Here is a 24,978-nt window from a genome sequence, read left to right on the forward strand (position 1 = left end):
AGCCGTGATCTTCACCCTTCCGATCGTCGGCCGCCCGCGGCGGCGGCTCAGCTTCCCGTCGCCGCCTTCCACGCGTCGACGTACGCCGCGAGGTTCTCGTCGATGTCGGCCCAGTCCGGCTCGAAGACCTCGACGCCCTCCATCAGCTTGGCGAGCTGGACGGCGTTGGCGTCGGTCGGCTTGACGTCCTTGCGGGACGGGAAGCCGCCGCCGACGGCGCTGACCTCGCGCTGGGCCTTCTCGGCGAGCATGAAGTCGAGGAGCTTGCGGCCGTTGTCGGCGTGCGGGGCCTTGTTCACCAGACCGGCGGCGTAGGGCAGCGCGAAGGTGGTGGGCCTGCCGCCGTCCTTGGCCGGGAACCAGATGCCCAGGTTCGGCATGGACTTGGACTGGGCGAAGTTCATCTGGACGTCGCCGTTGGCGACGAGGAGCTCGCCCTTGTCCGTCTTGGGGGCCAGCTTGGAGGTGGAGGACGACGGGCCGACGTTGTTGGCCTGGAGCTTCTTCAGGTAGGCCAGGGCGGGCTCCTGGCCGCCGAAGTCGTGCATCGCCTTGATGAGGACGGCGGTGCCGTCGCCGGCGACGCCGGGCGTGGAGTACTGGAGCCGGTTCTTGTACCTGGCGTCGAGCAGCTCCTCCCAGGTGCGGGGCGCGGCCGGCAGCTCCTTCTTGTTGTGGACGAAGCCGAAGTAGTTGTTGACGACGGAGATCCAGGTGCCGTCGGAGGCCTTGTCGCCGCCGGCGACCTGGTCGGCGCCCTTGGGCGCGTACGCCTGGAGCAGACCCTTGGAGCCGGCCTGCTGGATGAAGGGCGGCAGGGTCACGATGACGTCGGCCTGGGTGTTGCTCTTCTCGCGGAGGGCGCGCTGCACCATCTCGCCCGAGCCCCCCTCGACGTACTCGACCCTGATGCCGGTCTCCTTCTCGAAGTCGGCGAAGACCTTGTCGTACCAGCCGTCGCCCGCCTCGCCCTTGAGGCCGTCGGCGCTGTAGACGGTGACGACCTTCTCGTCGGAGGCGGCGGAGGAGCCTCCGCAGGCGGTGAGGGTGGCGGCGAGGGCGAGCGCGCCGGCGACGGCGGCGACCGGCTTGACGATCGTGGACGGGGTAAGCATGACGTCGTTCTCTCCTGAGGAAGGGGCGGGGCGGGACGCCCGCCAGGGCCTGTCGTCGAAATCCCCTCGTTGCCCGAAGGGCAGAGGGGATGGTGACGACAGGCCCTAGCGGTAGGTGGCCTTGGTGCGGATGCGGGAGACGGCGAGCAGGACCAGCAGGGTCGCGGCCATGAGGATCACGGCGAGCGCCGAGCCGGTGAACAGGGAGCCCCGGTCGGTGGCGGTGAAGATGCGGACCGGCAGCGGCGTCCAGTCCGGCGGGTAGAGCATCATCGTGGCGCTGAGCTCGCCCATGGAGAGGGCGAAGCAGAGCCCCGCCGCCGCGTTCAGCGAGGGCAGCAGCAGCGGCAGCCGCACCCGGAAGAGGACGTACGCGGGACGGGCACCGAGGCTGGCGGCCGCCTGCTCGTACACCGGGTCGAGCCGCCGGATCGCGGCCGAGACGGACTGGTGGGCGAAGGCCGTGACCAGCACGGTGTGGGCGAGGATCACGATCCAGCGGGTGCCGTTGAGGAGGACCGGCGGCTGGGAGAAGGCGACGAGGACGGAGAGCCCGACGACCACGGACGGCACGGCGACCGGCAGCATGAACAGGGCGTCGAGGACCCGCCTGCCCCGCTCGCGGAGCGCCGCCGCGGCGAGCGCGGCCCAGGTCCCGGCGGTCAGCGCGACCAGGCTCGCGGTGACGGCGGTGACCAGGCTGGTGGTCAGCGCCTGGAGGGACTCGCCCCGGACGGCGGCCGTGTAGTGCGCGGTGGTGGGGCCCGAGGGGAAGGCGCCGGACCAGTGGGTGGAGAACGAGGCGGCGAGGACGACGAGCAGGGGCAGGGCGAAGAGCGGGACGAAGAGGACCGCGAACCCGGCCCAGGCCGCCCACCGGCCCGTACGGCTATGCACCAGCACGGCGGCTCACCCCCCGGTAGAGGGCGTAGAGGCCGACGGACAGGGCGACGTTGACGACGGCGACGACGCAGGCGGCGGCGTAGTCCGATTCGAGGATCGCCTTGCCGTACACGAGCATCGGGAGCGTCGTGACGCCCTTGGCGCCGGTGAACAGGACGATGCCGAACTCGTTCAGGCACATGACCAGGACGAGGCTGCCGCCGGCGGCCAGCGCGGGCAGCGCCTCGGGGAGGATCACCTGCCGCACGATCCGCAGCGGCCGCGCGCCGAGCGAGGACGCCACCTCCAGCTGCGCGGTCTCCATCTGGGAGAACGCGGCCAGGAGCGGGCGCACCACGAACGGGGTGAAGTACGTGATCTCGGCGAGCAGCACCCCCCACGGCGTGTTCAGGAACCGGAACGGACCGCTCGCGTCGCCGGTGACGTCCGTCCAGAGGCCGTTGGCCATGCCCGCGGTGCCGTAGAGGAACAGCAGCGCCAGGGTGATCAGGAAGGACGGGAAGGAGAGGAAGACGTCGATGAACTTCGACACCGCCTTCGCGCCGGGGAAGGGCACGAACGCGATCACCACGGCGAGGACGAAGCCGAGGACCAGACACCCGGCGGTCGAGGCGACGGCCAGCCAGACCGTGGTGACCAGGGCGTCGCGGAAGGCCGCCGAGGCGAACACCTCCGCGTACGCGCCGGGGGCGAGCGACTCCCGCACGACCAGTGCGAGGGGGTAGAGGAAGACGAGCCCGAGGACGGCGACGGGCGGCAGCGCCCACACCCAGGCGGGGACGGCGCGCGGGCCGCGTCCCCGGGTCCCGGGCGCGGCGGAGTCGGCCGCCGTGACGGTCGCGGCGCTAGCCATGTCCCACCCCGGAGGAGAGGAGCACGGCGTCCTCCGGTGCGAAGTGCACCGTCACCTCGGTCCCGAGCGGTGGCGTGTCCCGCAGCTCCCGGACGTCCGCCTTCACCCGGTGCCCGCCGACCTCGACGTACAGCCGGTGGGTGGAGCCGCGCCACTGGACCTCGGCGACCCGGCCCCGCAGGGCGTTGGGCCCGTCGCCCAGTCCGACGAGGTGCGGGCGCACGCAGAGGGTGGCGGCGGCGCCGGGCGCGGCCTCGGAGGCCGGCACCTTCAGGGCGGTCCCGTCGAAGGTGACGCCGTCCGTGCCGACCGTCACCGGCAGCAGGTTCGCGTTGCCGACGAAGGAGGCGGTGAACTCGGTGCGGGGGCGCCGGTAGAGGTCCTGCGGGGTGCCGCAGTCCTGGAGCCGGGCCTTGTCCATGACGGCGATCCGGTCGGCGAGGGTGAGTGCCTCGACCTGGTCGTGGGTGACGTACAGGATCGACACGTCGGGCAGCTCGCGGTGGAGCCGGGCCAGTTCGGCGAGCATCCCGGAGCGCAGCTGGGCGTCGAGCGCGGAGAGCGGTTCGTCGAGGAGGAGGACGCCGGGGCGGATGGCGAGGGCGCGGGCGATGGCGACGCGCTGCTGCTGGCCGCCGGAGAGCTCCCGCGGATAGCGGCGGGCATAGGCCGCCATGCCGGTCATCTCCAGGGCCTCGGCGACCCGGGCCGGGATCTCGTCCTTCGGCGCCTTCCGCGCCTTCAGGCCGAAGGCGACGTTGGCGTCCACCCGCAGGTGGGGGAAGAGGGCGTACTGCTGGACGACCATGCCGATGCCCCGCTTGTGCGGCGGGAGGCCGGTGACGTCGCGGTCCCCGAGGAACACCCGCCCGGAGACCGGCCGGACGAAGCCGGCGACGGCCCGCAGCGCGGTGGTCTTCCCCGAGCCCGACGGGCCCAGCAGGGCCATGACCTCGCCGGGCTCGACGGTCAGGTCGAGCGCGTCGAGGACGGTGGTGGAGCCGTACGCGACGGTGACGCCGTCAAAGCGGATCCCGCTGCTCATGCCTCGTACTCCCGTATCAGACCGGGCAGTCCGGCGATCGAGGCGAGGACGCGGGTGGCCCCGTGCTCGGTGAGCGCGGGCTCGCGGTGGGCGCCGGTGAGGACGCCCGCGACGATCCCCGCGCCCGCGCGGACCCCGGAGAGCATGTCGTACGAGGTGTCGCCCGCGACCACGATCCGGCGGACGTCGTCGACGGCGCCGGTGCGGAGGAAGGCGGCGAGGACCATGTCGGGGTAGGGGCGTCCCCGGCCGCCGGCGTCGGCCGGGCAGAGGGTGAGCCCCACCAGGTCCCGCCAGCCGAGGGCGTCGATGATGGCGTCCTGGGTGACCCGCGCGAAGCCGGTGGTGAGGACGACGGTCCTGCCCTCCTCGGTGAGGGCGGCGATGGTCTCGGCGGCGCCGGGGACCGGGGCGGTCATGCCGCCGGCGACGAGTTCCGCGTACGCCTCCTCGAAGGCGCGGTTGGCCTGCCGGGCGCGCGTCTCGTCGCCGCCGAGGAGGTGGCGGAAGACGGAGATCTTCGACTCGCCCATGGTGGCGCGGACGTACCCGATCATGGCGGCCGGGTCCTCGCCGAGGCGTTCGGCGGCGACGGTGAAGGCCCGCTCGACGAGGCCGTCGTCGGCGACGGTCGTGCCCGCCATGTCGAGGACGACCAGGTTCATGGGGGCGGCGGGGGTCCGGCGGGCCGCGGAGGGCGAGGAGCCCTCGGCGGCGGGGGCCGTGGGGTTCAGGGGGGTCAGGGGGGTCATGCGGTTCACCAGCCCAGTTCGTTCGCGGTCGTCTCGGCGATGGCGGGCGAGCAGGTCATGCCGCGTCCGCCGGGTCCGGTCACCAGCCACACGCCGTCGCCGACCTTCTGCCGGTGGACGACCCGGCTCGTGTCGACGCACTGCGCGTACACGCCGGCCCAGCGGCGGCGGATCTTCGGCAGCGGCCGGCCGAGGAAGGACTCGACGACGCGGGTGAGGTGCTCGTAGGGGTCTTCGAGGGTGTCGAAGGCGAAGGGGTGCTCGTACTCGTGGGTGTCGCCGATGGTCAGGCCGCCGTCGAGCCGCTGCACCATCAGGAGCTGCATCCGATGGGCCGCCGCGGTCGGGTCCTGCGGCTGCCCGGCGGCGAGGGCGTCGAGCGCGTCGGAGGCGTACGCCGGGTAGTACCGGAAGGAGTCCGCGTCGGCGACGGAGGTGGTCAGCGGCTCGCCGAGGGGTTCGGTCTGCATCATCTGGAGCCGGACGCGGCGGACCGGTATCTCGCCGGCGATCTCGCGGACGAGGCCGGAGAGCCAGGCGCCGGTGCACAGGACGACGGCGTCGCCGGCGTGGGTCTCGCCGCGGTCGTCCCGGACCGCGCTGTGGCCGGTGCCGTCGGCGGTGACGACGTCCCGGACCTCGCGGCCGGGCAGGAAGGTGTACCTGCCGGTGGCCAGGAGGGCCTCGCGCAGGGCGAGCTGGGCGACGCGGGGCTCGACGGCGGCGTCCCGCTCGCACCACAGGGCGGCCTCGAAGTCGCCACGCAGGGCCGGGTTCACCGCGCGGGCCTCGTCGGCGGTCAGCAGCGCGTAGCCGCGGGCCGCGGCGTCGGGGCGGGCCACGGCGGCCTCGGCGACGGCGCGTTCGAGGGGGCCCCGCACCGGGGTGAGGGAGCCGATGGCCCGGAAGCCGAGTCCCGGGACGCGGGCGCCGATGCCCTCCCACAGGTCGCGGGCGCGCAGGGCGGTGTCGAGCTCATCCCCGCCGGCGCGGCCGCTCACCCAGATCTGGCCGAAGTTGCGGAGGGAGGCTCCGCGCGCCTCGGCCTCGCGCTCGATGTGTACGACCTCGTGGCCGCGTTCCACTGCGTGCAAGGCGTGCATGGTTCCCACCACGCCGGCTCCTACGACGATCACCTTCATGGCGGAAACGGTCGTGCCGGTGGGTGACCCGGGAGGATCGGGTGGGCGACGGGACGGTGAACAGCCCGACAAGCTTGGACCAGACCCGTTACCGTTCCGTGATCGGGAGCCGTGCGACCCGGCGCCCCGTCACCTCTGCTTCCCCAGACGGGCGGTGAAGCTGAACCGGTCGCCCCGGTACAGCGTGCGGACCCGCTCCAGCGGCCGGCCCGCGGTGTCCCGGGAGACGCGGTGCAGCAGCAGCATCGGCAGCGCCGGCGGGGTGCCGATCAGCAGCGCCTCGCGCGGGGTCGCGAGCACGGTCTCGATGCGCTCGTCGGCGTCGCCGAACGCGATCCCGAGACGGTCGTGGAGATACGAGTAGAACGACGAGTCCGGGTCGAAGTCGACGTCCAGGCGCGGCACACGGGCCTCGGAGACGTACGTGCTCTCCAGGCCGACCCGCTCGTCGTCGGCGAGCAGCACCCGCTCCATGTGCCAGACCGGCTCGCCGCGTTCGACCCCCACCTCGGGGGCGAGCGCCTCCGGGCAGGGGAAGCGGTCCAGCGAGATGAGCCCTCGGCCGGGACGGCGCCCCTGCCGGCGCACGCCCTCGGTGTAGCTGGCCAGCGACAGGGGCTGTTCGAGCTTGGGGCCGGCGACGACCGTCCCCCGGCCCTGGCGCCGCAGCCGCCCCTCCAGGAGGAGTTCGCGCAGCGCCTGCCGCACGGTCTCGCGGGACACCTCGTACCGGACGGCGAGGTCCCGCTCGGTGGGCAGCAGCCCGCCCTCGCCCAACTCGTCCACGAGCACGGCCAGTTTCGCCTTGACCGCGTAGTACTTGGGCACGCGGCCGTGCTCGGGGATGCCGGATCGGACGGGGGCACCGGGGCTGGTCTGGTAGTTCACGGGACGGATCGTCGCAGACGGGTGTGAACGGGAGGGTGTACGGAAGGTGGCTCAGCGGTGCCGGGCCCGCCGGGAGGCCCGGACGAGGAGCGCGCCGAGGAGCACCAGCGCCGCCGCCGCCGGGGCGAGCAGCAGGGCCTCCCGGCCGGAAGCCCGCCCCGTACGGGCCAGCTCGCCTCCCGGCGTGAGGATTTCGGGGGCCGCCGGGTCCTTCGCGCCGGGCCGGCTGCCCGGGGGCACGGTCGTCCTGCCGGGCACCTCGGTCGCGCCGGGTCTGTCAGGTCGGGCGCTCCCGGCGGGCTCCGGCGGCGCGAGGGGCCCGGCGGGACCCACGGTGAGGCGGTAGTCCCCCGACTCCCCGATCCAGTCGCCGTCGGCGCCCCTGCGCTGGACGACCGCCGCGTTGACGACGACCTCGTCGGGGGCCGTGTCCGCGCCGAACGCCAGCCGGACGGGGACGCTGAGGGTCCCTCCCGCGGGCACGGCGAACCCGCCGAAGTCCGTGAACGCGCCGACGCTCTCCGCCTCCTCGGTCTCCTCGAAGGCCACCGGCCGCCAGCGCGCCGACCCCGCGTCGTAGAACTCGAAGCGGATCTGCGCGGGCCGCAGGGCGCGGGCCCCGTCCGTGAACACCAGCACCGGATGGATCTCCGAGCAGGACGCGTCCGTGGTGTTGGTCAGGTCGATCTTCCACTCCTGGAAGGGCCCGCCCGCCGGGTACTCCTGCGGCCCCCCGAGGATCCGGGTGTCGATCGGGAACCTGTCGTCGGGCGCGGCCCCGCAGGCCGGGGGCGGGGGCGGGTCGGGGGCGGGGGCGCCGACCGCCGGGCTCGTCACGGTGAGGAGCACCGCGGCCGCGGCCGCGGCGGTCGCGGCCCGACGGGTGTGCGGGGAGGTGGATGCCATGGGCGGGGCCTTCGCTGCTCGCGGGCGTACGGGTCGGCCGCGACGCTGCCACGCCGGAGCGGGCGGGCCGGGCAGCGACACCGGGGGCGCCCCCGGACGGCCCGCCTCTTCCGCCCGATCAGCCTATTGTCCGAAGATCGGACCGAGCAGGAGCCAGGCCGCCCCCTCGGCCACGGCGTCCGGCCCCGTCCCCGCCACGTCCACCGGCGTCGTCAGACCGAGCCCGGCCAGGACCCCGCGGACCCCGTCCGCGAACACCTCCGGGGCGCCGAGCACCACCCGCCCGCCCAGCAGCACCTGGTCCATGTCCAGGAGCCGCACCAGATTCGCCGCGCCCGCCCCGAGGATCCCGGCGGCCTCGCCGAGCTCGCCTCGCGCCACCGCCGCCAGGCACAGGACCTCCAGACAGCCGCGCCCGCCGCAGTCGCACGGGGGCCCGTCGAGCTGGACGGTCTGGTGGCCCATCTCGCCCGCTCCGGTCCTGTCCCCGCGCAGCGGCGCCCCGCCGAGGACGAGACCGGCGCCCAGTCCCGTACCGAGGTGGACGTACGCGAAGGAGCCGGGGGCGCCCGGACGCAGGGCCAGTCCGAGGGCGGCTGCGTTGGTGTCCTTGTCGAGGACGACGGGCAGCCCGGTACGCGCGGCCAGCTCGTCCCGCACCGGATGCCCCTCCCACTCCGGGAACCCCGTCACCCGCCCCGGCACCCCGGCCCGGTGGTCCAGCGGCCCCGGCATGGCGACGCCGACGCCGAGCACCGCGGGGAGCCCCGGACGGACGCCGCTCCCGGACGCCGCCGGTCCGTCCGCCAGCAGCGCCCGCACCTCGTCCGCGACGGTGTCGAGGACCGGGCCGGGGCCCGCCCCGAGGTCGAGGGCGCGGCGGCGCAGGGAGACGACCGCGCCGCCGAGGTCGGTGAGGAGCGTGGTGAGCGCGTCGCGGTCGGCGTGGACGCCGACGGCGTACCCGGCGGAGGGGACGAGACGCAGCACCGTGCGGGGCTTTCCGCCGGTCGAGGCGCGGTGCCCGGCCTCGGCGGCGAGGCCGTCGGCCCGGAGGCGTGCGGTGATCTTGCTGACGGCCTGGGGGGTGAGACCGGTCCGCTCGGCCAGCTCCAGCCGGCTGATGCCGGTCTCCCCCGCCGTGCGCAGCAGGTCGAGCACGAGCGCCGCGTTGTGGCTGCGCAGCGCCGGCACGTTCACGCCGCCCTGGTCCCTCGGATCCTTCTTCACGCTCCCATTGTGGCGGTCGCTTGCACTTTGGCAACAGCGTTGCTTAAGTGAGGGGCATGACTGGCACCGACCCCCGCACCCCCCTCCGCGTCGGACTCGTCGGCTACGGCCTCGCGGGCTCCGTCTTCCACGCCCCGCTGATCGCCGCCTCCGAGGACCTCGTCCTCGCCGCCGTCACCACCGGCAACCCCGAGCGGGCCGCCGAGGCCCGGGCCGCCCACCCCGGCGTCCGGGTCGTCGCCCGCCCCGAGGAGCTGTGGGAGCCGGGATCCGAGGCGCTCGACCTGATCGTCGTCGCCTCCCCCAACAAGACCCACGTGCCGATCGCCACGGCCGCCCTGGAGGCCGGCCTCCCGGTCGTGGTCGACAAGCCGCTCGCCGGCACGGCCGCCGAGGCCCGCGCGCTGGCCACCCTCGCGGAGGAGCGGGGCCTGCTGCTCTCGGTCTTCCAGAACCGCCGCTGGGACAACGACTTCCTGACGCTCCGCCGGCTCCTCGACGAGGGCGCGCTCGGCGAGGTCCAGCGCTTCGAGTCCCGCTTCGAGCGGTGGCGTCCGCGCCCCAAGGGCGGCTGGCGCGAGTCCGGCGCCGCCGAGGAGATCGGCGGCCTGCTCTACGACCTCGGCAGCCACGTCGTCGACCAGGCGCTCGTGCTCTTCGGCCCGGTGGTCTCGGTGTACGCCGAGTCGGACGTGCGCCGCCCCGGCGCCGAGGCCGACGACGACACCTTCCTCGCCCTCACCCACGCCGGCGGGGTCCGCTCCCATCTGTACGTCAGCGCCACCACCGCCCAGCTCGGCCCCCGCTTCCGGGTCCTCGGACAGCGCGCGGGCTTCGTGAAGTACGGCCTCGACCCCCAGGAGGCCGCCCTCCGCGAGGGTCTGCGGCCCGGCCCCGGCACCGCCTGGGGCGTGGAGCCGGAGGAGCTGTCCGGCCGGCTCGGAGCCGGGGAATCCCCGCTCACCGGCGGCGGCACCCCCGTCACCTCGGAGCCGGGCGACTACCCGGCGTACTACGCGGCCGTCGCCGCCGCCCTGCGCGGCACGGGTCCCGCCCCGGTCAGCGCGCACGAGGCCGCCGCGGCCCTGGACGTCCTGGAGGCGGCGCGGACGTCCGCCCGCGACGGCGTCACGGTGACCCTGTGAGCACCCCCGAGGTCACCGCCCTCGAAGCCCAGGAGGCCCGGCTGGTCCTCCCCCGGTTCACCCACGAGGACGCCTGGACGCTCGGCACGCTGCTCGTCGGCCTCGCCCGGGAGCGCCGCGCCCCCGTCGCGATCGACATCCGGCGGGGCGCGCAGCAGCTGTTCCACTGCGCGCTGCCGGGGTCGAGCGCGGACAACGACGCCTGGATCGACCGGAAGCGCCGGGTCGTCGAACGCTACGGCGCCGGCTCCTTCCTCGTCGGCGCCCGCTTCCGTGCGAAGGGGACGACGTTCGAGGCGTCCTCGCGCCTCGACCCCGACCGGTACGCCGCCCATGGCGGTTCGTTCCCGGTCGCGGTCGAGGGCGCGGGCGTGATCGGCTCGGTCACGGTCTCGGGGCTGCCGCAGGCCGAGGACCACGCCCTGGTCGTCGAGGCGCTGGAGCTGCTGCTCAGCTCATACGCCGCCGCCGACGGCTGAGGAGCACCAGGGCGCCGCCGCCCAGGCCGAGGGCGGCCGCGGTGGCGCCCATGACGATCTTCCCGGTGCCCGCCCCGGTCTCCGGGAGCTGGCCGTTCGGGCCCTGGTGGCCGCCGGCCTGGCCGTAGCCGCCGGAGTCGCCGTACCCGCCGGAGTCGTCGCCGTACCCGCCCGAGTCGTCGCCGTACCCGCCCGTGTCACCGCCACCGTCGGTCGAACCCCCGCTGGTGGGGTCCGTCGGCGTCGGCGTGGGAGTCGGCGTCGGCGTCGGGTCCGTCGGGGTGGGGGTCGGATCCGTCGGCGTCGGCGTCGGGTCCGTGGGGGTGGGCGTGGGGTCCGTCGGGGTCGGCGTCGGATCCGTGGGGGTCGGTGTGGGGTCCGTCGGGGTCGGCGTCGGATCCGTGGGAGTGGGCGTGGGGTCCGTCGGGGTCGGCGTCGGATCCGTCGGGGTCGGCGTCGGATCCGTCGGGGTCGGCGTCGGATCCGTGGGGGTGGGCGTGGGATCCGTCGGGGTCGGCGTCGGATCCGTCGGGGTCGGCGTCGGATCCGTCGGCGTGGGCGTGGGGGTCGGCGTCGGGTCCGTGCAGGACGGCAGGTCGCCGTTGAACGGATACGCGTGGAACTCCTGGCCGCCGCCCCCGGTGGGCTCGGAGGAGTGGGTCAGGCCGCCGGTGGTGAAGAACCGGCCGTTGATGCCCGGCATGGTCACCGTCGTCGCGCTGGCCTGGTTGCCGATCAGGACGCTGCCGGAGAACTGGGCCGTGCCCTCGAACTTCACCGCGGTCGCGTCCGGGAAGTTCCACAGCACGCGCTCGCGCAGCCCGTCCGGCAGGCCGGCGTTGTACGAGTCGATCGTGCGGTCGGCGCCGAGGACGTTGACGAGCACGGTCGCGTCCGCGGGGATGCCGGCGAAGGTGATGCCCTGCTGGCCGCCGCTCGCCGACTCCAGGTCGAAGTCGACGTTGAAGACCTGGAGCGCCGACGTGCCGTCTCCGGTGAAGAGGGTCTCGTAGCCGTTGTTGACCGCGGTGCCGGTGGCGGTGCGGGAGGCCCCGTTCACGTACGCGTAGCACTGGCTGGCGTCACTGAGCTGGTCGCGCAGGGCCGTGTACGGGGCGGCCGCGTCGTCGTCCTGCTCCGCGGTCGGGCTGACCGTGCCGGACAGCGTGCCCCCGTACCGGACGACGCCGTGGACCGTGCCTTCCTCGGCGAGGAGCCGCTGCTCGGCGGCGACCGTGAGGTCCTTGCCGACGGTGAGGAAGTCGGTGCCGTCGTCCGGCGGGACGCGCGAGCCCACGCCGGCGACGCCGACGTTGTAGACGGCGGAGACCCCCGCCTTCTTGTTCTGGTCGAAGCCCCCGAGGACGACGATCTTGCCCTCGGCCTCGGCCGCCGACTCGCGGACGAGGAAGTCTCCGCCGACGAAGATGTTGATGTTGTTGTCGCGGTAGACCACGGTCCCGCTGCCGATCTCGGGATACCCCGAGGGCGGGCACTTGCCCGGCTTGCAGGGGCCCAGCCCGCCCGGCAGCGGGTCGGCGTGGCCGGTCACGGCCAGCGCGCCGACCAGGGCCGTGGCCCCGACCGTCGACGCGGCGATGAGGGCGAGCCGGCGCCGGTCGCGCCGGCGCTCCCGGTCCCCGTCGCCGACCCCGCCCGGGTCCTTGCCGTCGCCGCTGCCCGTGCCCCTGTCCTGCGCAATTCGTTCCATATCCGGCAATATGCAAAAAAGCGCAGGAAAATGGCGACGCCCCACGCGGGGCGCCGCCATTTTCACCTCGACTGCCGTCGACCGCACACCCCCGCGGGGCGTGCCGCCGTCAGGCGCTCTTGAGCTCCTGGCGCTGACGGCCGAGCCCGTCGACCTCCAGCTCGACCACGTCGCCGGGGCGCAGGTACGGCTTCGGCTCCGGCTGCCCCATGGCGACGCCGGCGGGCGTGCCGGTGTTGATGACGTCGCCCGGGTACAGGGTCATGAACCGGCTGACGTACCGGACGACCTCCGCGACCGGGAAGATCTGGTCGGAGGTGTGACCGTCCTGGCGGAGCTCTCCGTTGACCCAGAGCCGCAGGCCGAGCGCCTGCGGGTCCGGCACCTCGTCGGCGGTGACCAGCCAGGGGCCGAGCGGGTTGAAGGTCTCGCAGTTCTTGCCCTTGTCCCACGTGCCGCCGCGCTCGATCTGGAACTCGCGCTCGGAGACGTCGTGGGCGACCGCGTAGCCGGCGACGTGCGCGAGCGCCTCCTCGTCGGTCTCCAGGTAGCGGGCGGTGCGGCCGATGACGATGGCGAGCTCCACCTCCCAGTCGGTCTTCACCGAGCCGCGCGGTACGAGCACGGTGTCGTCCGGGCCGACGACGGTGTCGGCGGCCTTGAGGAAGACGACGGGCTCGGCGGGCGTCGCCTGACCGGTCTCGGCGGCGTGGCCGTGGTAGTTCAGCCCGATGCACACGACCTTGCCGATCCGTCCGACCGGCGGGCCGATGCGCAGCCCGGTGGCGTCGAGCGCGGGCAGCACGCCGGCGCCGGCCGCGCCCCGGATCCGGTCGAGCGTCGCCGCGTCGGCGAGCAGACCTCCGTCGACGTCGTCGACGAGGGCCGACAGGTCGCGGAGGGTTCCGTCCTGGTCGAGCAGGGCGGGACGCTCGGCTCCCGGCGGGCCGACACGCAGCAGCTTCATGGTCTTCTCCCTGTGGTCGAGGCGGGCCCGGGCGGGCCCTGCGGTACCCCGGCCGATGGAGTGCGGCCATCGGAGGATTGGTCGATCCTCCAAGAGAACCGGTCAGTCTGCAAGACCCCGTTCACGCACTGGACCCTTACGCGCGAGTAGCAAGCGGCTCGGGCGCCTTCCCCGTGCGGAACAGCAGGGCCCGTTCGACGGCGGTCCAGGTGGTGCTGGTGACGACGTAGAGCGCGGCGGCGAGCGGGACCACGGCGACCGTGATCAGGGTGGCGAAGGACAGCAGCGGCATCACCTTGGCGATCGCGCCCGCGCCCGGCGTCGGCGGGCCCGGATCCAGCGGCTGCTCGGCGAGCTGGCGCTTGGTGCGCCGGTACGAGAACGTCGCCACTCCGGCGACCAGCGCGAAGAGCACCAGATAGACCTGCCCGGCCGGGCCGAGGACCCCGCCGCGGCCGAGGGCGTCGGCCCAGTGGTCGCCGAGCGGGGCGGCGAAGAGGGTGTGCCCGGCCATCCGGTCGCCCGAGAACAGGTGGTACATCAGCAGGAACGCGGGCGCCTGGAGCAGGCTGGGCAGGATGCCGGCGAACGGCGACACCTTCTCCCGCGCGTGCAGCTCGGTGATCTCCCTGCGCAGGCGGTCCGGGTTCTTGGCGTGCTTCCTGCGCAGCTCGGCGAGTTGCGGGGCGATCCGCGTCCGCGCCTTCTGCCCGCGGGCCGAAGCCCGCGACAGCGGATGGACCGCGAGGCGCACGGCCGCGGTGAAGAGCACGATCGCGGCGGCCGTGGCGGTGGTGGAGAAGAGCGGCTGGAGCAGGTCGGCGAGGTGCTCGACCAGCGAGGCGAAGACGGACAAGGGGAGCCCTCCGTGGGGTCTCGTCGTGCCGGGGGAAACCGGAAGGAATTCGGGTCTCGGCATGACGGATCCGCGCCAGGGCGTGTCCGGTGTGGTGTGCGGGCTCCCCTACGCGGCCGTCGGGAGGCGACGGCCGGGGGCTCGGGGTCTTCTGCGGCCGGCCGCGTCGGGATCGCGCTGCGGCAGGAACGCGGTGCGCCGCTCGCGGTCGCGGATCGCGGTCCGCACGGCGGTGGGCGGCACGGCCGGGGCCGTACGCGCCCCGATCAGGGCGCAGACGACCGTGGTCGCCGCGAGGGCGACGGCGGCGGAGACGCTCGCACCGTCGGAGAGCAGCAGGTCGGCGAGGGCGAGGAGGAAGAACAGCGGCGCGAGGACGCGCAGCACCAGGTCCCTGGCCGTCACCCCCACCACCTCCTCGTCGTCTTCACCGCGCGGCCCGCGGACCGCGCACGCCCGCGCCCGTCGCGCGTCTCACCGTGAGGACGCGTGGCGGCGGGGCGGAGTTCCCCGTGCGGAATGTTTTCCGCGCGCTCCAGGGGCCGCGTCGCCTGTGGACGGGAGGAGGCGGTGCCGGCTTCGGCGACACGGGACTGGCTTCGGCGACACAGAGCCGGCTCCGGCGACACGGGGCCGGCTCCGGCGACACGGGGCCGGCTTCCGCGGCACGGGGCCGGCTCCCGCTCCCGCCGTGCCCGGCCGCCGGGCGCTCACGCGTCGGCCGTCTCCAGCGGGACGAGGAGGCGGCGGGGTGCGAGGAGGGCACGGCTGACCGGGTCGTCCGGGTCGCGGTCGAGGGCGGCGCCCGGCCGCATCTCGACGTCGGCCGGCGGCACCGGGAGGCGGCAGGCGGGGCACTCGCCGTACGAGCCGAGTTCCGTGCCGCAGTCCGCGTGGTGGAAGTGGCGCACCGGCAGCGCACCGGGCACCTGCGCCCGGCCCCAGGCGCCGAGCGAGCGCAGGACGGGCCAGAGGCCGAGACCGCGCTCGGTCAGGACGTACTCGTCGCGCGGGGGCGACTCCTGGTAGCGGCGCCGTTCGAGGACGCCCGCGTCGACGAGCGCCTGGAGCCGGGCCGCGAGGACGGCGCGGGGGGCGCCGAGATGGACGAGGAAGTCGCTGAAGCGGCGCACGCCGTAGAAGGCGTCGCGGACGACGAGCAGCGTCCACCGCTCCCCCACGACCTCCAGGGCGCGGGCGATGGAGCACTGCTGGTGGGCGTAGTCCTTGCCGAGAGCCATGCCCCCATCGTACGCCAGCAGGTTCATTGACCGAACCTTGCTGGTACGGTGGGTTCATTCACCGAACCTAAGGGTGGAGGTTCCTGCCATGTCCCCGCTCGCCGCCGCACCCCTCACCGGGGCGCCGCCCCTGCGCGCGCCCCGCCCCGGGGCCGCCCTCGCCGTGACCGCCGCCGCCACCGCCGTCGCGCTGATGAACTACACGGCCCCGATGCTGACCCTCCCCGCCATGGCCGCCGCCTTCCGCACCCCGCCCTCGGCCCAGGCATGGCTGCTCAACGGCACCCCGCTCGGCCTCGCCGTCCTCCTCCTCGTCGCCGGCAGCCTCGCCGACGCCCACGGCCGCCGCCGCGTCTTCCTCCTCGGCACCCTCGCCCTCGGCGTCACCACCGCACTCGGCGCCCTCGCCGGCTCCACGCTCACCTTCACCCTCGCCCGCACCGCCCAGGGCGCGGCCAGCGCCGCCGTCCTCGCGGGCAGCCTCGGCCTCCTCGCCCACGCCTACCCCGCCGGCCGCGACCGCGTCCGGGCCACCGGCGTCTGGGGCGCCGCCGTCAGCGGCGGCATCGCCCTCGGCCCCCTCCTCTCCGGTGCCCTGAGCCTCCTCGACTGGCGCCTCGCGTACGCGGTCCTGGGCGCGGCCGCCCTGGCGATCGCGGCGGCGGGCAGCCGCGCCCTCCCGCGAACGGAGACGGCGGAGACGGCGGGGATGAGGGGGACGGCGGAGACGGCGGGGATGAGGGGGCCGGCGGAGACGGCCGTGGCGGCCGGGAAGGCGACCGGAGCGGCAGGCGCGGCCGCCGGGGTGGGGGCGGCGCGATCGGCTCCCCGTCCCGACCTCCCCGGGGCACTCGCGCTCGGCCTCGCCCTGGCGGCCCTGCTCACCGCCCTCACGCTCGGCCGCGACGGCTGGCTCCGACTGCCGGTGGGCCTGCTCCTGCTCGCCTCGGCCGCCCTGACGGCCGTCTTCGTGGCGGTCGAGCGCGCCAGCCGTGCCCCCATGATCGACCTGGCGCTGCTGCGGCGGCCGGCGTTCCTCGCCTCGACGCTCGGCGCGCTCTTCACGGGACTGGCGGTGATCGGCCTGTTCAGCGTGGTGCCCGCGCTGCTCCAGGGCGGGGCCGGGATGTCACCGCTGGGCGCCGCCTGGCTGTTCGTCCTGTGGTCCGGCACCGCGTTCGCCGTGGCCCTCCAGGCACGCCGCCTCGCGGGCCGCCTCTCCGCCGCGTACCAACTGGCCCTGGGCTTCGCCCTCTCGGCCGCCGGCGTCCTGGCCCTGCTCGGCGGCCTCGACGGCCCCTGGCCCCGCCTCCTCCCCGGCCTCCTCGTGGCCGGCGCGGGCAGCGGCCTCCTGAACGCCGCGCTCCCGCGCCTCGCCGTCGACTCCGTACCCCCGGAGCGCGCCGCGATGGGCTCCGGCGCGAACAACACCGCCCGCTACATCGGTTCCTCCGCCGGCGTGGCCCTCACCCTCGCCCTCGTCCCGGCCGGCCCGGACACCGCCCTGCTGACCTCGGCCGCCCTGGCCCTCACGGGCGCCGCCCTCACCCTCGCGCTGGGGCGGCGCAGGGGGTGAGCCGACCCTCCGCGTCCGCAGCGGCCGGCCCGCGGAGGGCCCGCCCGGCCTCACGGCCCTCCTGCCGCCTCACCCCTTCCCACCCGGCCCCGTACCGCCCCTCCCGCCCCACCCTCCCCACCCAGGCCCGTACCGCCCCACGCCTCCCGCCGCGCCCCTCCGGCCTCACGCACTCCCCCCGCCGCCCACGGCCGCGTCCGTGAACTCCTCCCGCGCGAGGACGTCCGCGTCGGGGCGGTCGTCGGACCGTTCCCGGGGGCCGAGGAGGCTGACGGCGACGGCCACCACGAGGTTGGCGGCGAGGGCGAGCAGGCCGGCGTTGACGCCGGCGAGCGGGTCGTTCCCGGAGAACACGAGCCCGCAGACGAGGGCGACGCCGACGCCGAGCCCGGACAGCCCGCCCCACAGGGTCATCCGCCGCCACACGAGCCCGACCAGCATCAGGGGCAGCAGCTGCGCCATCCCCTCGTACGAGATGAGGGAGAGCCGGACGAGGGTGTTCGGGGCGGTGTAGGTCATGACGAGGGCGAGCGACCCGGCGACGATGACCACCAGCTGGGCGAGGCCCTTCTCGTGGGCCCGCAGGCGCGGCGTCCCGCTCAGCACGCTCCGCCCCCACATGGTGCCGATGACCAGCATGAACACGGCCATCGGGACGATCGACGACAGCGCCGCGGCCACCCCGACGATCCCGACCGCCCAGGCCGGCAGCGAGTCCGTGACCAGCTTGAACAGGGCCAGGTTCGACTCGGCGCCGACGAGCCCCGGGACGACGAAGAGGGCGGCCGTGCCGAGGAGCATGGGCACGAAGAGCAGGACGTTGTAGGCGGGCAGCCAGACGGCGTTGCGGCGCAGGGTGTCGGCGTCGCGGGCGCCGAGATAGCCGGCGACGGTCGTCGGGAAGATCACGACGGTGAGGGAGTTGAGCACGGTGGTGGAGGCGAACCACCCGACCCCGTACTCGCTCCGCTCGCCCCCGTGACCCGGAAGGTTCAGCCACTCCCGCTTCTCGTCGACGAGCCGCCCGAGGAACTCCCCGAACCCGCCGAAGTAGTGGAGCGGGACGTACACGAAGAGGAAGCCCAGCGTGAGGATGACGAGGGCGTCCTTGAGGACCGACACCCAGGCGCTGCCGCGCAGCCCGCTCACCACCACGAAGCCGGTGGTCACGGCGAAGGCGAGGAAGTACGCCAGGTCGAGCCCGATCGCCCCGTACGAGATCGTCGAGACCACCACGCCCATGCCGGTGATCTGCAGCTGGATGTACGGCAGCAGGAAGACCGTCGCCAGCACGGCGACGAGCCCACCGAGCCACGGCCGCCGGTAGCGGTGCGCGGCCATGTCGCTGAGTCCCACGAGTCCGTGCTTGCGGGCGTACCCCCAGAGCATCGGGCCGACGACGTAACCCACCGCGTAGCCGCAGGACATGTAGGCGACGACGTACAGCACGGGGGCGCCGTAGTCGTACCCCCACCCGGCGGCCCCCAGGTAGCTGAAGCTCGTGTACCCCTCGCCGGCCATCAGCACCCAGATGAACACCGGCCCGAGCGAACGCCCGCCCACCGACCACCCGTCGAGCCCGCCGCCCTCGTGGCGGCGGACGGCCGTCAGCCCCAGGACGACGGTCGCCACCATGAACACGCCGAACACGGAGACGGACACGACGGCGGCGCTCACTCCCCGGCCCCCCGGCCGTCAGGACGCCCCGTCCGCCCCGCCCGGCTCTCCCACCTCCGCTGTTCCCGCAGGTCGCCACGGCGCGCGAGGGCGACGGCGACCGGGGTCAGCACCGTGGCCCCCAGCAGCCACAGGACGAACAGCGGCACCCCGTTCACCAGCGGCAGCACGGCCACGAACAGCACGTAGGGAACGAGAAGCCAAGCGAGCCACGGCCTGCGTCTGATCACCCGGCCGAGACTAGCCTCGCCCACACCACGAGCCGGTAGGCGCTGCTGAACTCCGGCGTGCACGTCGTCAGGGTGAGATAGGCGCCGGCCTCGGCGTACCCGTACGACGGCTTCACGATCGACCGCGGCACGGGCCGGATCACCCCGACGTCACGGGGCGCGGTCCGCGGCAGCACCTGGTCGACGCGGTAGACGTACGTACGCGCCCGTGTCCGCACCGTGATCCGGTCGCCCGCCACCAGCCGGTCGACGTACCGGAAGGGCTCGCCGTGGGTGTTGCGGTGCCCGGCCACGGCGAAGTTCCCCACGGCCCCGGGGGCGGCGGTGCCCGGATACTGCCCCACGTACCCCTTGTCGAGCACGGAACGCTTCGACACCCCGTGGGCGACCGGCACCGTCAGGCCCAGCCGGGGGATGCGGAGCACGGCGAAGGCGTCCGACGACGTCCCTCCCGACGGCTCCGCGGGAGCACCGCCCCGCGCGGCCGCCCCCGGCTCGACGCCGCCCCCGGACACCCCGGACCCGCCGGGCTCCTCGGGCGCCCCGGACCGGTCCGGCCCCGCGGACTCCGCCGGCCCCGGCGTGTCGCCGGGAGGAGACATCTCCCACGCGTCCCGCCACTCGCGCTCCAGCACCGTCACCTGCTCACGGGCCTCCGCCCGGGCCTGCCGGTTGGTCCACCACAGCTGATGGACGACGAGCAGCAGCACCACGACCCCGCAGGTGACGACGGTCTCGGCGCCGATCCACAGCACCCGCGCACCCGTCCGGCGCCGCCCCCGCCCCTGGACGACGACCGGCACCCGCTGCCCCACCCTGGCCCGCACGCGGGGCACGATAAGCGCTGAGGCGCCAACTCTCCAGGCCCGTACAGCAGTACGGTGGAGAACATGCGCCCCGACACCCCTGCCGCCCACACCACCGAGGCCGAGCGCCTCCTGCGCACGGCAGCGCAGCACCCCGGAGACCGCGAGCCCCTGTACCTCCAGGCCGCGGCCCACCTGGAACTGGCGGGCGACCGCCCGGGCGCCACCGCCCTCTACGACGACCTCCTCGCCGCCTCCCCCGCCGACCCCCACCTCATCCGGGCGCTGAAGGCGGCCAACCTGTGGGAGTACGGCCACGAGGCCGAGGCCCGCGCCATCATCGACGGCCTCCGGCGCGCCAAGCCCGCCGACGCGGCCGCCTGGGAGACCACGGCGGAGACCCTGGAGGCCCACGACGAGCTCGAAGCGGCCGAGTCCACCCTCACCGAGGCCGCCGAGCTCCTCGCCACCACCCCGGAGCTCCCCCACGCGACCCAGTCGCTCCTCATCACCCGCCACCGGGTCCGCCGCATGCTCGCGCTCCCCCACGACGACTGGGACACCCTCGCCGACCGGCTCCACACCGCGGCCGTCCCCCTGGACGAGCTCCACGACCCCAAGCGCCTCTGGGCCCTCGGCTCCTCCGACCCCGCCGAGCTCCAGGCCGAGATCACCCGCCTCCGCTCCGAACTCGGCACCTACCGCACCGCCCTCTCCCGCCCCTTCCCCGTCGCCGTCCTCCACTGGCCGGAAGCGGAACTCGACGAGCTCCTCGCCGCCTATCCCGAGCTCGAAGCCGAGTACCCCACCTACCGCGCCCACCTCACCGACATCGAGGCGTCCCTCCGCGAACTCGCCCAGGCCGGCACCCCCAACCTCGGCATCGTCCGCGCCACCGTCCCCTCCTACGAAGCCTTCGCCGCCTCCGAGTCCACTCCCCCCTCCCACCCCGCCCTCCTCCCCCAGTACGCCACCACCCTCGCCGCCCGCGCCCGCGCCACCGCCTGGCCCCCCACCCAGACCGACCCCTGCTGGTGCGGATCGGGACGGCCGTACGGGGAGTGCCACGGGGGCGCGGTGCAGGGGTAGGACCTGGAGCAGTACGGCAGCAGCTGACATAGTTCTTGCCGCCTCGGTGACATACGGCAGCAGCTGAGCCACGCTCCCTCCCTCATCATCTGTTCTCAGACAGGACCTGTTGCTTGCTCCCCCTTGACTTCGATATCTCTGCCGCAGTGAACATCCGGAAGCAGTTCGCAGAAGACGCTGAACTGGCTGCGGTCTGGAATCACCTCTTCCACCTGGAATCTGCTGAGCAGCGTTTTGCCCGCGCGCTCCGGGACACGATCGACCAGTTGCTGAACGGCGAGGACACGGGACGGTACGACTGGAAGAGTCTGTACAAAACAGAGAAAACGCATGCCGGCACCCTGGTAGAAATCAAACTCCAGCGCGTATTCGATTTCGCCGACGGCGTTGAAATGGATTACCGCATCGCCGGCATCGACGTGGACTGCAAGTACTCACAGCAGTTCGGCGCATGGATGATCCCGCCGGAAGCCCGGGGGCATCTGTGCCTCCTGGTGTGGGCAGAGGACCAGAAGAGCCTGTGGAGCGCGGGGATCATACGGGTCAGGGACGAGTGGCTGAACCGGGGAAACAACCGCGACATGAAGCTGACCGTGAAGGCGGAACACCGGGACAAGATCGCCTGGCTCTGGCGCGACGCGGAGCTGCCGGAAAACGTACTTCTGCACATGGCCCCCGCGGACCGTGCCGCCGTCTTCGCCCACACATCGGGCCAGGCCAAACTCAACGAGCTCTTCCGAAAGGTCCAGAACCGGAGGATAGGAAGGAACGTGATCCGCACCGTTGCCCAGCAGAAGGACTACATGAAGCGGGTCCGCGGGAACGGCGGCTCCCGCTCGGCGCTGCGCAAGGACGGATTCCTCATCATGGGGGACTACGAGAGCCACAAGCGCGTCGCCGCCGCACTGGGTGTACCTGTCCCCCGGGAAGGCGAGTTCGTCAGCACCCGCGTCATCGAAGTGCCCTTCCCGTCGGATCGCCGCAGCGTCGAGCTGGACGGCCGGTGGTGGGCATGCGCCAGAGACGGCGAGGCCACGGCTCCCGGCCCTTCCCTTCCGTCGCACACCGCATAGAACGACCCGGCCCACGGGCGCCAGGAGGGGCGCCGTCCTCATCAGACGGACCGGAGGAGGACCATAGCCCTATGTCCCAGCCAAGCGAAGGACCGGACTGGCTGCCCCCGGAAGGATCGTGGGCGTCCTCAGCAGCACGACGCCGGAACATGCAGGCGATCCGCAGCCGTGACACCAAGCCGGAGCAGCTGGTGCGGCGGCTGCTGCATGCGCAAGGGCTGCGCTACCGCGTCGCGGCCAAGCCGCTCCCCGGCCTCCGGCGCACCGCAGACATCGTCTTCAGGCCGGTGAAAGTGGCCGTCTTCATCGACGGCTGCTACTGGCACGGGTGCCCCGAGCACTACGTCGCCCCCAAGACCAACCCCGGGTACTGGTCGGACAAGGTGGTCCGGAACATGACCCGTGACGGGGATACCGATCAGCGGCTCAGAGACGCCGGCTGGACAGTGCTCCGCTTCTGGGAACACGAGCCGGCGGAAGCGTGCGCGGCCCGGATTACACAAGAGGTCAGGGCGCGCCGTGCCCTCGCTCGCGGCGAGGGCACGGGCAGCGGCACCGGCACCGGCACCGGCACCGGCTAATCAGCTGCTCTGGGCGTCGCGTTCCCGGGCGGCCTTGAGGACCTCCATGATCGACTTTCCGACCGCGGCCGCGACGGGCGGAGGGAACGCGTTGCCCACCTGGCGGTACTGCGCGGTCTTGCCGCCCTCGAAGATCCAGTCGTCTGGGAACCCCTGGACGATCGCTGCCTGCTGGACCGTGAGCATGGGACCGTCCTGGCCAAAGAGATCACGGTCCTCGGACTTCTTCGCCGCGCAGGTCTCGATGTCATTGGCCACACCCAGACCGGAGACGCCAAGCTGCCTCCACGCCGCCTTGGCCCGGCTGGGACCGAGGTCGGCGCCGCCGTGCTTCTTCGAACCCCCGACGAGCGTGGGTGCGATGCCGCCGCCCTTGCCCTTGAGCTCCGCATCCCGGCGAGTGGCGTTGCCCAGCCATGCCTTGTAGGCGTCGGCCGCCCGCTGGCCGTGCACTCCCTCGAAGTAGCGCCGGTAGCGGTCATGCATGGTCGGCTGAAGGGCCTCGGCGATGCTGACCGGCTCCTCATGTGTGGCAGTCGGCCATTCGTACTTCAGATCCTTGAGGACGTCGTCACGAAGAGCCACGAGAATGGCGCGCGGACGGAGCTGCGGAACGCCGAAGTCGCTGGCCTCCAGGACGCCCCACTCGCACACCGTGTACCCAAGCCCCCGGTCTGACCCGACAGTCCCGTCTTCCTCCCGGTACTCACCGCCCTGAAGGCTCGCCTTGATGAAGTCGCGGTAGTCGGAGAACTTGGGATCCATGATCCCGCGCACGTTCTCGATCATGACTGCTCTGGGGTTGAGCAGCTTGACCAGCTCCAGCATGCGCGGAAAGAGATCGCGTTCGTCGTCCTTGCCGAGCTGCTTGCCCGCGTGCGAGAAGGGCGGGCACGGCACACCGCCGGCGAGCAGATCGAGGCCGTCGCGTCGCCACTTCTCCCCGGCCTTCACCAGGTCCCTGTCCGGCACGAACTCCTTGACATCCGCGTGAAGGAGATCACAGTGCTCCTTCTCCCACCGCCACGCCTCCTGCGTGTCGATGTTCTTGCGCAGCGTCCTGGCCGCATGCGGGTCGATCTCGACGAGCGCCAGATGCCTGAAACCCGCCTGGTGCAGCCCGATGGCCTGCCCGCCGGCTCCGGCACAGATCTCGACCGAGGTGAACTCCGACTCAGTGCTGGCCATGCACCCTCCTTCGAACCCGAACCCTGCTGGCGCCCTGTGCCGCCAGCCATCACAGAGGGTGACATGCCCCACTGACAACCCCCCCAAGTGTGCGGCATGCCAGGCGTCTCCAGGCACCGGCCGGGCCAATCGCCGGCGAAAGGGCCGCGTGCCGCCCACGGCCAGCGGGCTCCGAGTGACCGCTTACTCCCCGGCTCCCGCGAGGAAGGTGAGAAACAAGATGATCAGCGTGAGTGCGCCACCGAACGCGACGAAGCCCGTCATGATCGACGCAGGGGTAGATCGGCCGTCCCAGCGGGCCAGCGCGACGGTCCCCGCGGCAACGATGAGCGCCATGAGGACGGCGAAGCCGACCGCGACGACCACGGTCAGCGAGATGTGCAGCATGAAGAAGCGACTCCAATGACAGGTTTCGTGGCAGGCGGCCCGTACCGGGCACCTCGGATTCCGGGATAGACGAGGCACGCCTCATCCCGTTCGGTGTTCTTCGGCTGAGCTGTAGCAGCCCGTACGGTCTACCTCCGCCCCTCGCCTGTCATGGGCAGCCTGGCCCGCAGGACGAGCTCGGCCGAGCTCGCCAGCCCGGCGCCCATCAGCGCGAGCGCGAGGCTCATCGTGCCGTCGCTGCTCCGCTGGGCGTCCGCGAGCAGAAGCGCCTCCACGAGGTCCAGGTCGCCCGTGCCGTACAGAGCGCCCGCCGCGTCGCAGAGCTCAGCCTCGGCCAGGGTCCGGCTGGCGGACCACGCCGTTCCCACCAGATGCCTCAGGTCTCCCGAGGCCCGCGCTGCGCGCAGGATCTCCAGCACCTCCGCCGTCCTGCCGTTCACCTCGCTGCGCCGGTCCTGCGCCGGTCCCGTTGCCGCAGTCCCGCCGGGCACGACAGGCGCCTCGTCGGGATCCTCCACCGAGGAGGTGAAGGCGGCGACGGCCTCTGCGGCCCGGCTGTCACGCTCAGCCGCCCGCAGGGCCTGGGCCCTGAGCGCCTCAAGGTCCTCGAGGGCTACGGGCAGATCCACGCCGCCGGACAGGCGCCGCACCGTGCCGTAGATCTCCTGGAGCTTCCTCAGGCGCGGCATACGCCGCCCGCTCCAGTAGTTGGACAGGGTGCTGAGCGGAATGGCCAGCTGCCCCGCACGGGCTCCCTGCTTCTCGGACCCCATGGCCCCGACGAGGACGCGGAACTGCCCTGCGAAGGCGATGCGTTCGGAGCTACAGCCCTGCCAATACGTCTCACGAACCTGGCCGAGAGCGGCCACCAGACCTCCAGAGGCGAGCGGATACAACGAGGAAACAGTCTTCCGTGATCAAGCACGTGGTCCGCAAGCGGGAATGCATCGTTCCGCCCGCCTCGATGTTTGCGTTGGGACACCTGCCCTGGGTCTCGGTGTTTGCGTTTTCAGACCGCATTGGTCATGGATGTTTGCGTTGGGCCGCAAACACCCATGACAGCTTGATCTCTTCGGGCTCACACCTGTCCAATGGAAATGCCGCCCGTGCGAGTCGCCGGCAGTCGTACGGTGCAAGT

General features: G+C 73.4%; 26 protein-coding genes. 6 read left to right on the forward strand and 20 right to left on the reverse strand.

All coding sequences use genetic code 11. From position 1 onward, the window contains the following. Window positions 1-47 precede the first annotated feature (47 nt). The 9 genes from ACZ60W_RS15785 to ACZ60W_RS15825 all read right to left on the reverse strand — a co-directional run bounded on the left by ACZ60W_RS15785 (window position 48) and on the right by ACZ60W_RS15825 (window position 8,834). The gene (locus ACZ60W_RS15785; protein WP_469755878.1) at window positions 48-1,115 is read right to left on the reverse strand and encodes a 2-aminoethylphosphonate ABC transporter substrate-binding protein; all 1,068 of its coding nucleotides are present in this window, start codon (window positions 1,113-1,115) and stop codon (window positions 48-50) included. 105 nt (window positions 1,116-1,220) lie between these two features. Further along, window positions 1,221-2,018 carry an ABC transporter permease gene (locus ACZ60W_RS15790; protein ID WP_469755879.1) on the reverse strand — a complete coding sequence of 266 codons (798 nt, stop codon included), beginning with the start codon at window positions 2,016-2,018 and terminating at the stop codon, window positions 1,221-1,223. Continuing rightward, window positions 2,005-2,871, reverse strand: coding sequence for a 2-aminoethylphosphonate ABC transporter permease subunit (locus ACZ60W_RS15795; protein WP_469755880.1), 867 nt, complete (start codon window positions 2,869-2,871; stop codon window positions 2,005-2,007). The genes ACZ60W_RS15790 and ACZ60W_RS15795 overlap by 14 nt, the downstream gene beginning before the upstream one ends. Beyond that, a complete protein-coding gene (locus ACZ60W_RS15800) occupies window positions 2,864-3,916 on the reverse strand; it encodes an ABC transporter ATP-binding protein (RefSeq protein ID WP_469755881.1) in 1,053 nt (350 codons plus the stop codon). Before ACZ60W_RS15800 ends, ACZ60W_RS15795 begins: the two co-directional genes overlap by 8 nt. Further along, complete coding sequence (locus ACZ60W_RS15805; protein ID WP_469755909.1) at window positions 3,913-4,581, reverse strand: HAD family hydrolase; 669 nt, start codon at window positions 4,579-4,581, stop codon at window positions 3,913-3,915. Before ACZ60W_RS15805 ends, ACZ60W_RS15800 begins: the two co-directional genes overlap by 4 nt. A gap of 92 nt (window positions 4,582-4,673) precedes the next feature. Further along, window positions 4,674-5,810, reverse strand: coding sequence for a TIGR03364 family FAD-dependent oxidoreductase (locus ACZ60W_RS15810; protein ID WP_469755882.1), 1,137 nt, complete (start codon window positions 5,808-5,810; stop codon window positions 4,674-4,676). A 129-nt stretch (window positions 5,811-5,939) separates the two neighbouring features. Continuing rightward, window positions 5,940-6,698 carry a GntR family transcriptional regulator gene (locus ACZ60W_RS15815; protein ID WP_469755883.1) on the reverse strand — a complete coding sequence of 253 codons (759 nt, stop codon included), beginning with the start codon at window positions 6,696-6,698 and terminating at the stop codon, window positions 5,940-5,942. A gap of 51 nt (window positions 6,699-6,749) precedes the next feature. After that, window positions 6,750-7,604 carry a hypothetical protein gene (locus ACZ60W_RS15820; protein WP_469755884.1) on the reverse strand — a complete coding sequence of 285 codons (855 nt, stop codon included), beginning with the start codon at window positions 7,602-7,604 and terminating at the stop codon, window positions 6,750-6,752. A gap of 123 nt (window positions 7,605-7,727) precedes the next feature. Continuing rightward, window positions 7,728-8,834 (reverse strand): ROK family transcriptional regulator, encoded by a 1,107-nt coding sequence (locus ACZ60W_RS15825; protein ID WP_469755885.1) that lies wholly within the window; start codon window positions 8,832-8,834, stop codon window positions 7,728-7,730. Window positions 8,835-8,890: 56 nt separating this feature from the next. On the opposite strand from ACZ60W_RS15825, the gene ACZ60W_RS15830 reads away from it, so the two are divergent. Next, window positions 8,891-9,979 (forward strand): Gfo/Idh/MocA family protein, encoded by a 1,089-nt coding sequence (locus tag ACZ60W_RS15830; protein ID WP_469755886.1) that lies wholly within the window; start codon window positions 8,891-8,893, stop codon window positions 9,977-9,979. After that, complete coding sequence (locus ACZ60W_RS15835) at window positions 9,976-10,458, forward strand: heme-degrading domain-containing protein (protein WP_469755887.1); 483 nt, start codon at window positions 9,976-9,978, stop codon at window positions 10,456-10,458. Before ACZ60W_RS15830 ends, ACZ60W_RS15835 begins: the two co-directional genes overlap by 4 nt. Here the strand turns inward: ACZ60W_RS15835 and ACZ60W_RS15840 are convergent. The 5 genes from ACZ60W_RS15840 to ACZ60W_RS15860 all read right to left on the reverse strand — a co-directional run bounded on the left by ACZ60W_RS15840 (window position 10,430) and on the right by ACZ60W_RS15860 (window position 15,233). Next, window positions 10,430-12,169: a choice-of-anchor A family protein gene (locus ACZ60W_RS15840; protein ID WP_469755888.1), complete on the reverse strand. Its 1,740-nt coding sequence runs from the start codon at window positions 12,167-12,169 to the stop codon at window positions 10,430-10,432. The genes ACZ60W_RS15835 and ACZ60W_RS15840 overlap by 29 nt on opposite strands. 109 nt (window positions 12,170-12,278) lie before the next feature. After that, window positions 12,279-13,136 (reverse strand): fumarylacetoacetate hydrolase family protein, encoded by an 858-nt coding sequence (locus tag ACZ60W_RS15845; protein WP_366305014.1) that lies wholly within the window; start codon window positions 13,134-13,136, stop codon window positions 12,279-12,281. A 136-nt stretch (window positions 13,137-13,272) separates the two neighbouring features. Then, on the reverse strand, window positions 13,273-13,992 hold the full coding sequence (locus tag ACZ60W_RS15850; RefSeq protein ID WP_469755889.1) for a YidC/Oxa1 family membrane protein insertase: 720 nt from the start codon (window positions 13,990-13,992) through the stop codon (window positions 13,273-13,275). A 108-nt stretch (window positions 13,993-14,100) separates the two neighbouring features. Next, window positions 14,101-14,397: a DUF6412 domain-containing protein gene (locus ACZ60W_RS15855; RefSeq protein ID WP_469755890.1), complete on the reverse strand. Its 297-nt coding sequence runs from the start codon at window positions 14,395-14,397 to the stop codon at window positions 14,101-14,103. A gap of 305 nt (window positions 14,398-14,702) precedes the next feature. Beyond that, window positions 14,703-15,233 (reverse strand): winged helix-turn-helix transcriptional regulator, encoded by a 531-nt coding sequence (locus ACZ60W_RS15860; RefSeq protein ID WP_469755891.1) that lies wholly within the window; start codon window positions 15,231-15,233, stop codon window positions 14,703-14,705. Window positions 15,234-15,321: 88 nt separating this feature from the next. On the opposite strand from ACZ60W_RS15860, the gene ACZ60W_RS15865 reads away from it, so the two are divergent. Next, window positions 15,322-16,809 (forward strand): MFS transporter, encoded by a 1,488-nt coding sequence (locus tag ACZ60W_RS15865; RefSeq protein WP_469755892.1) that lies wholly within the window; start codon window positions 15,322-15,324, stop codon window positions 16,807-16,809. 165 nt (window positions 16,810-16,974) lie between these two features. Here ACZ60W_RS15865 and ACZ60W_RS15870 read toward each other — a convergent pair whose 3' ends face one another. Genes ACZ60W_RS15870 through ACZ60W_RS15880 form a run of 3 tightly spaced genes read right to left on the reverse strand, consistent with a single transcriptional unit; the run spans window position 16,975 to window position 19,543 of the window. Further along, on the reverse strand, window positions 16,975-18,444 hold the full coding sequence (locus ACZ60W_RS15870; RefSeq protein WP_469755910.1) for a sodium:solute symporter family protein: 1,470 nt from the start codon (window positions 18,442-18,444) through the stop codon (window positions 16,975-16,977). Window positions 18,445-18,482: 38 nt separating this feature from the next. Continuing rightward, entirely contained in the window at window positions 18,483-18,716 is a 234-nt protein-coding gene (locus ACZ60W_RS15875; protein ID WP_469755893.1) for a DUF3311 domain-containing protein, read from the reverse strand. After that, window positions 18,713-19,543, reverse strand: a complete 831-nt coding sequence (locus tag ACZ60W_RS15880) for a class E sortase (protein WP_469755894.1) — start codon at window positions 19,541-19,543, stop codon at window positions 18,713-18,715. Before ACZ60W_RS15880 ends, ACZ60W_RS15875 begins: the two co-directional genes overlap by 4 nt. 63 nt (window positions 19,544-19,606) lie before the next feature. Between ACZ60W_RS15880 and ACZ60W_RS15885 the strand changes: the two genes are divergently transcribed. From ACZ60W_RS15885 to ACZ60W_RS15895, 3 genes are all read left to right on the forward strand, one after another. After that, window positions 19,607-20,611, forward strand: a complete 1,005-nt coding sequence (locus ACZ60W_RS15885) for an SEC-C metal-binding domain-containing protein (protein ID WP_469755895.1) — start codon at window positions 19,607-19,609, stop codon at window positions 20,609-20,611. A gap of 146 nt (window positions 20,612-20,757) precedes the next feature. Then, the gene (locus ACZ60W_RS15890) at window positions 20,758-21,684 is read left to right on the forward strand and encodes a NaeI family type II restriction endonuclease (protein WP_469755896.1); all 927 of its coding nucleotides are present in this window, start codon (window positions 20,758-20,760) and stop codon (window positions 21,682-21,684) included. 71 nt (window positions 21,685-21,755) lie between these two features. Next, window positions 21,756-22,265, forward strand: coding sequence for a very short patch repair endonuclease (locus ACZ60W_RS15895; protein WP_469755897.1), 510 nt, complete (start codon window positions 21,756-21,758; stop codon window positions 22,263-22,265). Here the strand turns inward: ACZ60W_RS15895 and ACZ60W_RS15900 are convergent, their stop codons facing one another. The 3 genes from ACZ60W_RS15900 to ACZ60W_RS15910 all read right to left on the reverse strand — a co-directional run bounded on the left by ACZ60W_RS15900 (window position 22,266) and on the right by ACZ60W_RS15910 (window position 24,529). Continuing rightward, on the reverse strand, window positions 22,266-23,453 hold the full coding sequence (locus tag ACZ60W_RS15900) for a DNA cytosine methyltransferase (RefSeq protein ID WP_469755898.1): 1,188 nt from the start codon (window positions 23,451-23,453) through the stop codon (window positions 22,266-22,268). It abuts the gene before it with no gap. A gap of 183 nt (window positions 23,454-23,636) precedes the next feature. Next, window positions 23,637-23,840, reverse strand: a complete 204-nt coding sequence (locus tag ACZ60W_RS15905; protein WP_469755899.1) for a hypothetical protein — start codon at window positions 23,838-23,840, stop codon at window positions 23,637-23,639. Between the two features lie 128 nt (window positions 23,841-23,968). Next, entirely contained in the window at window positions 23,969-24,529 is a 561-nt protein-coding gene (locus ACZ60W_RS15910; RefSeq protein WP_469755900.1) for a hypothetical protein, read from the reverse strand. Window positions 24,530-24,978: the final 449 nt, after the last annotated feature.

The sequence above is a fragment of the Streptomyces sp. NPDC104202 genome, from assembly GCF_055584185.1.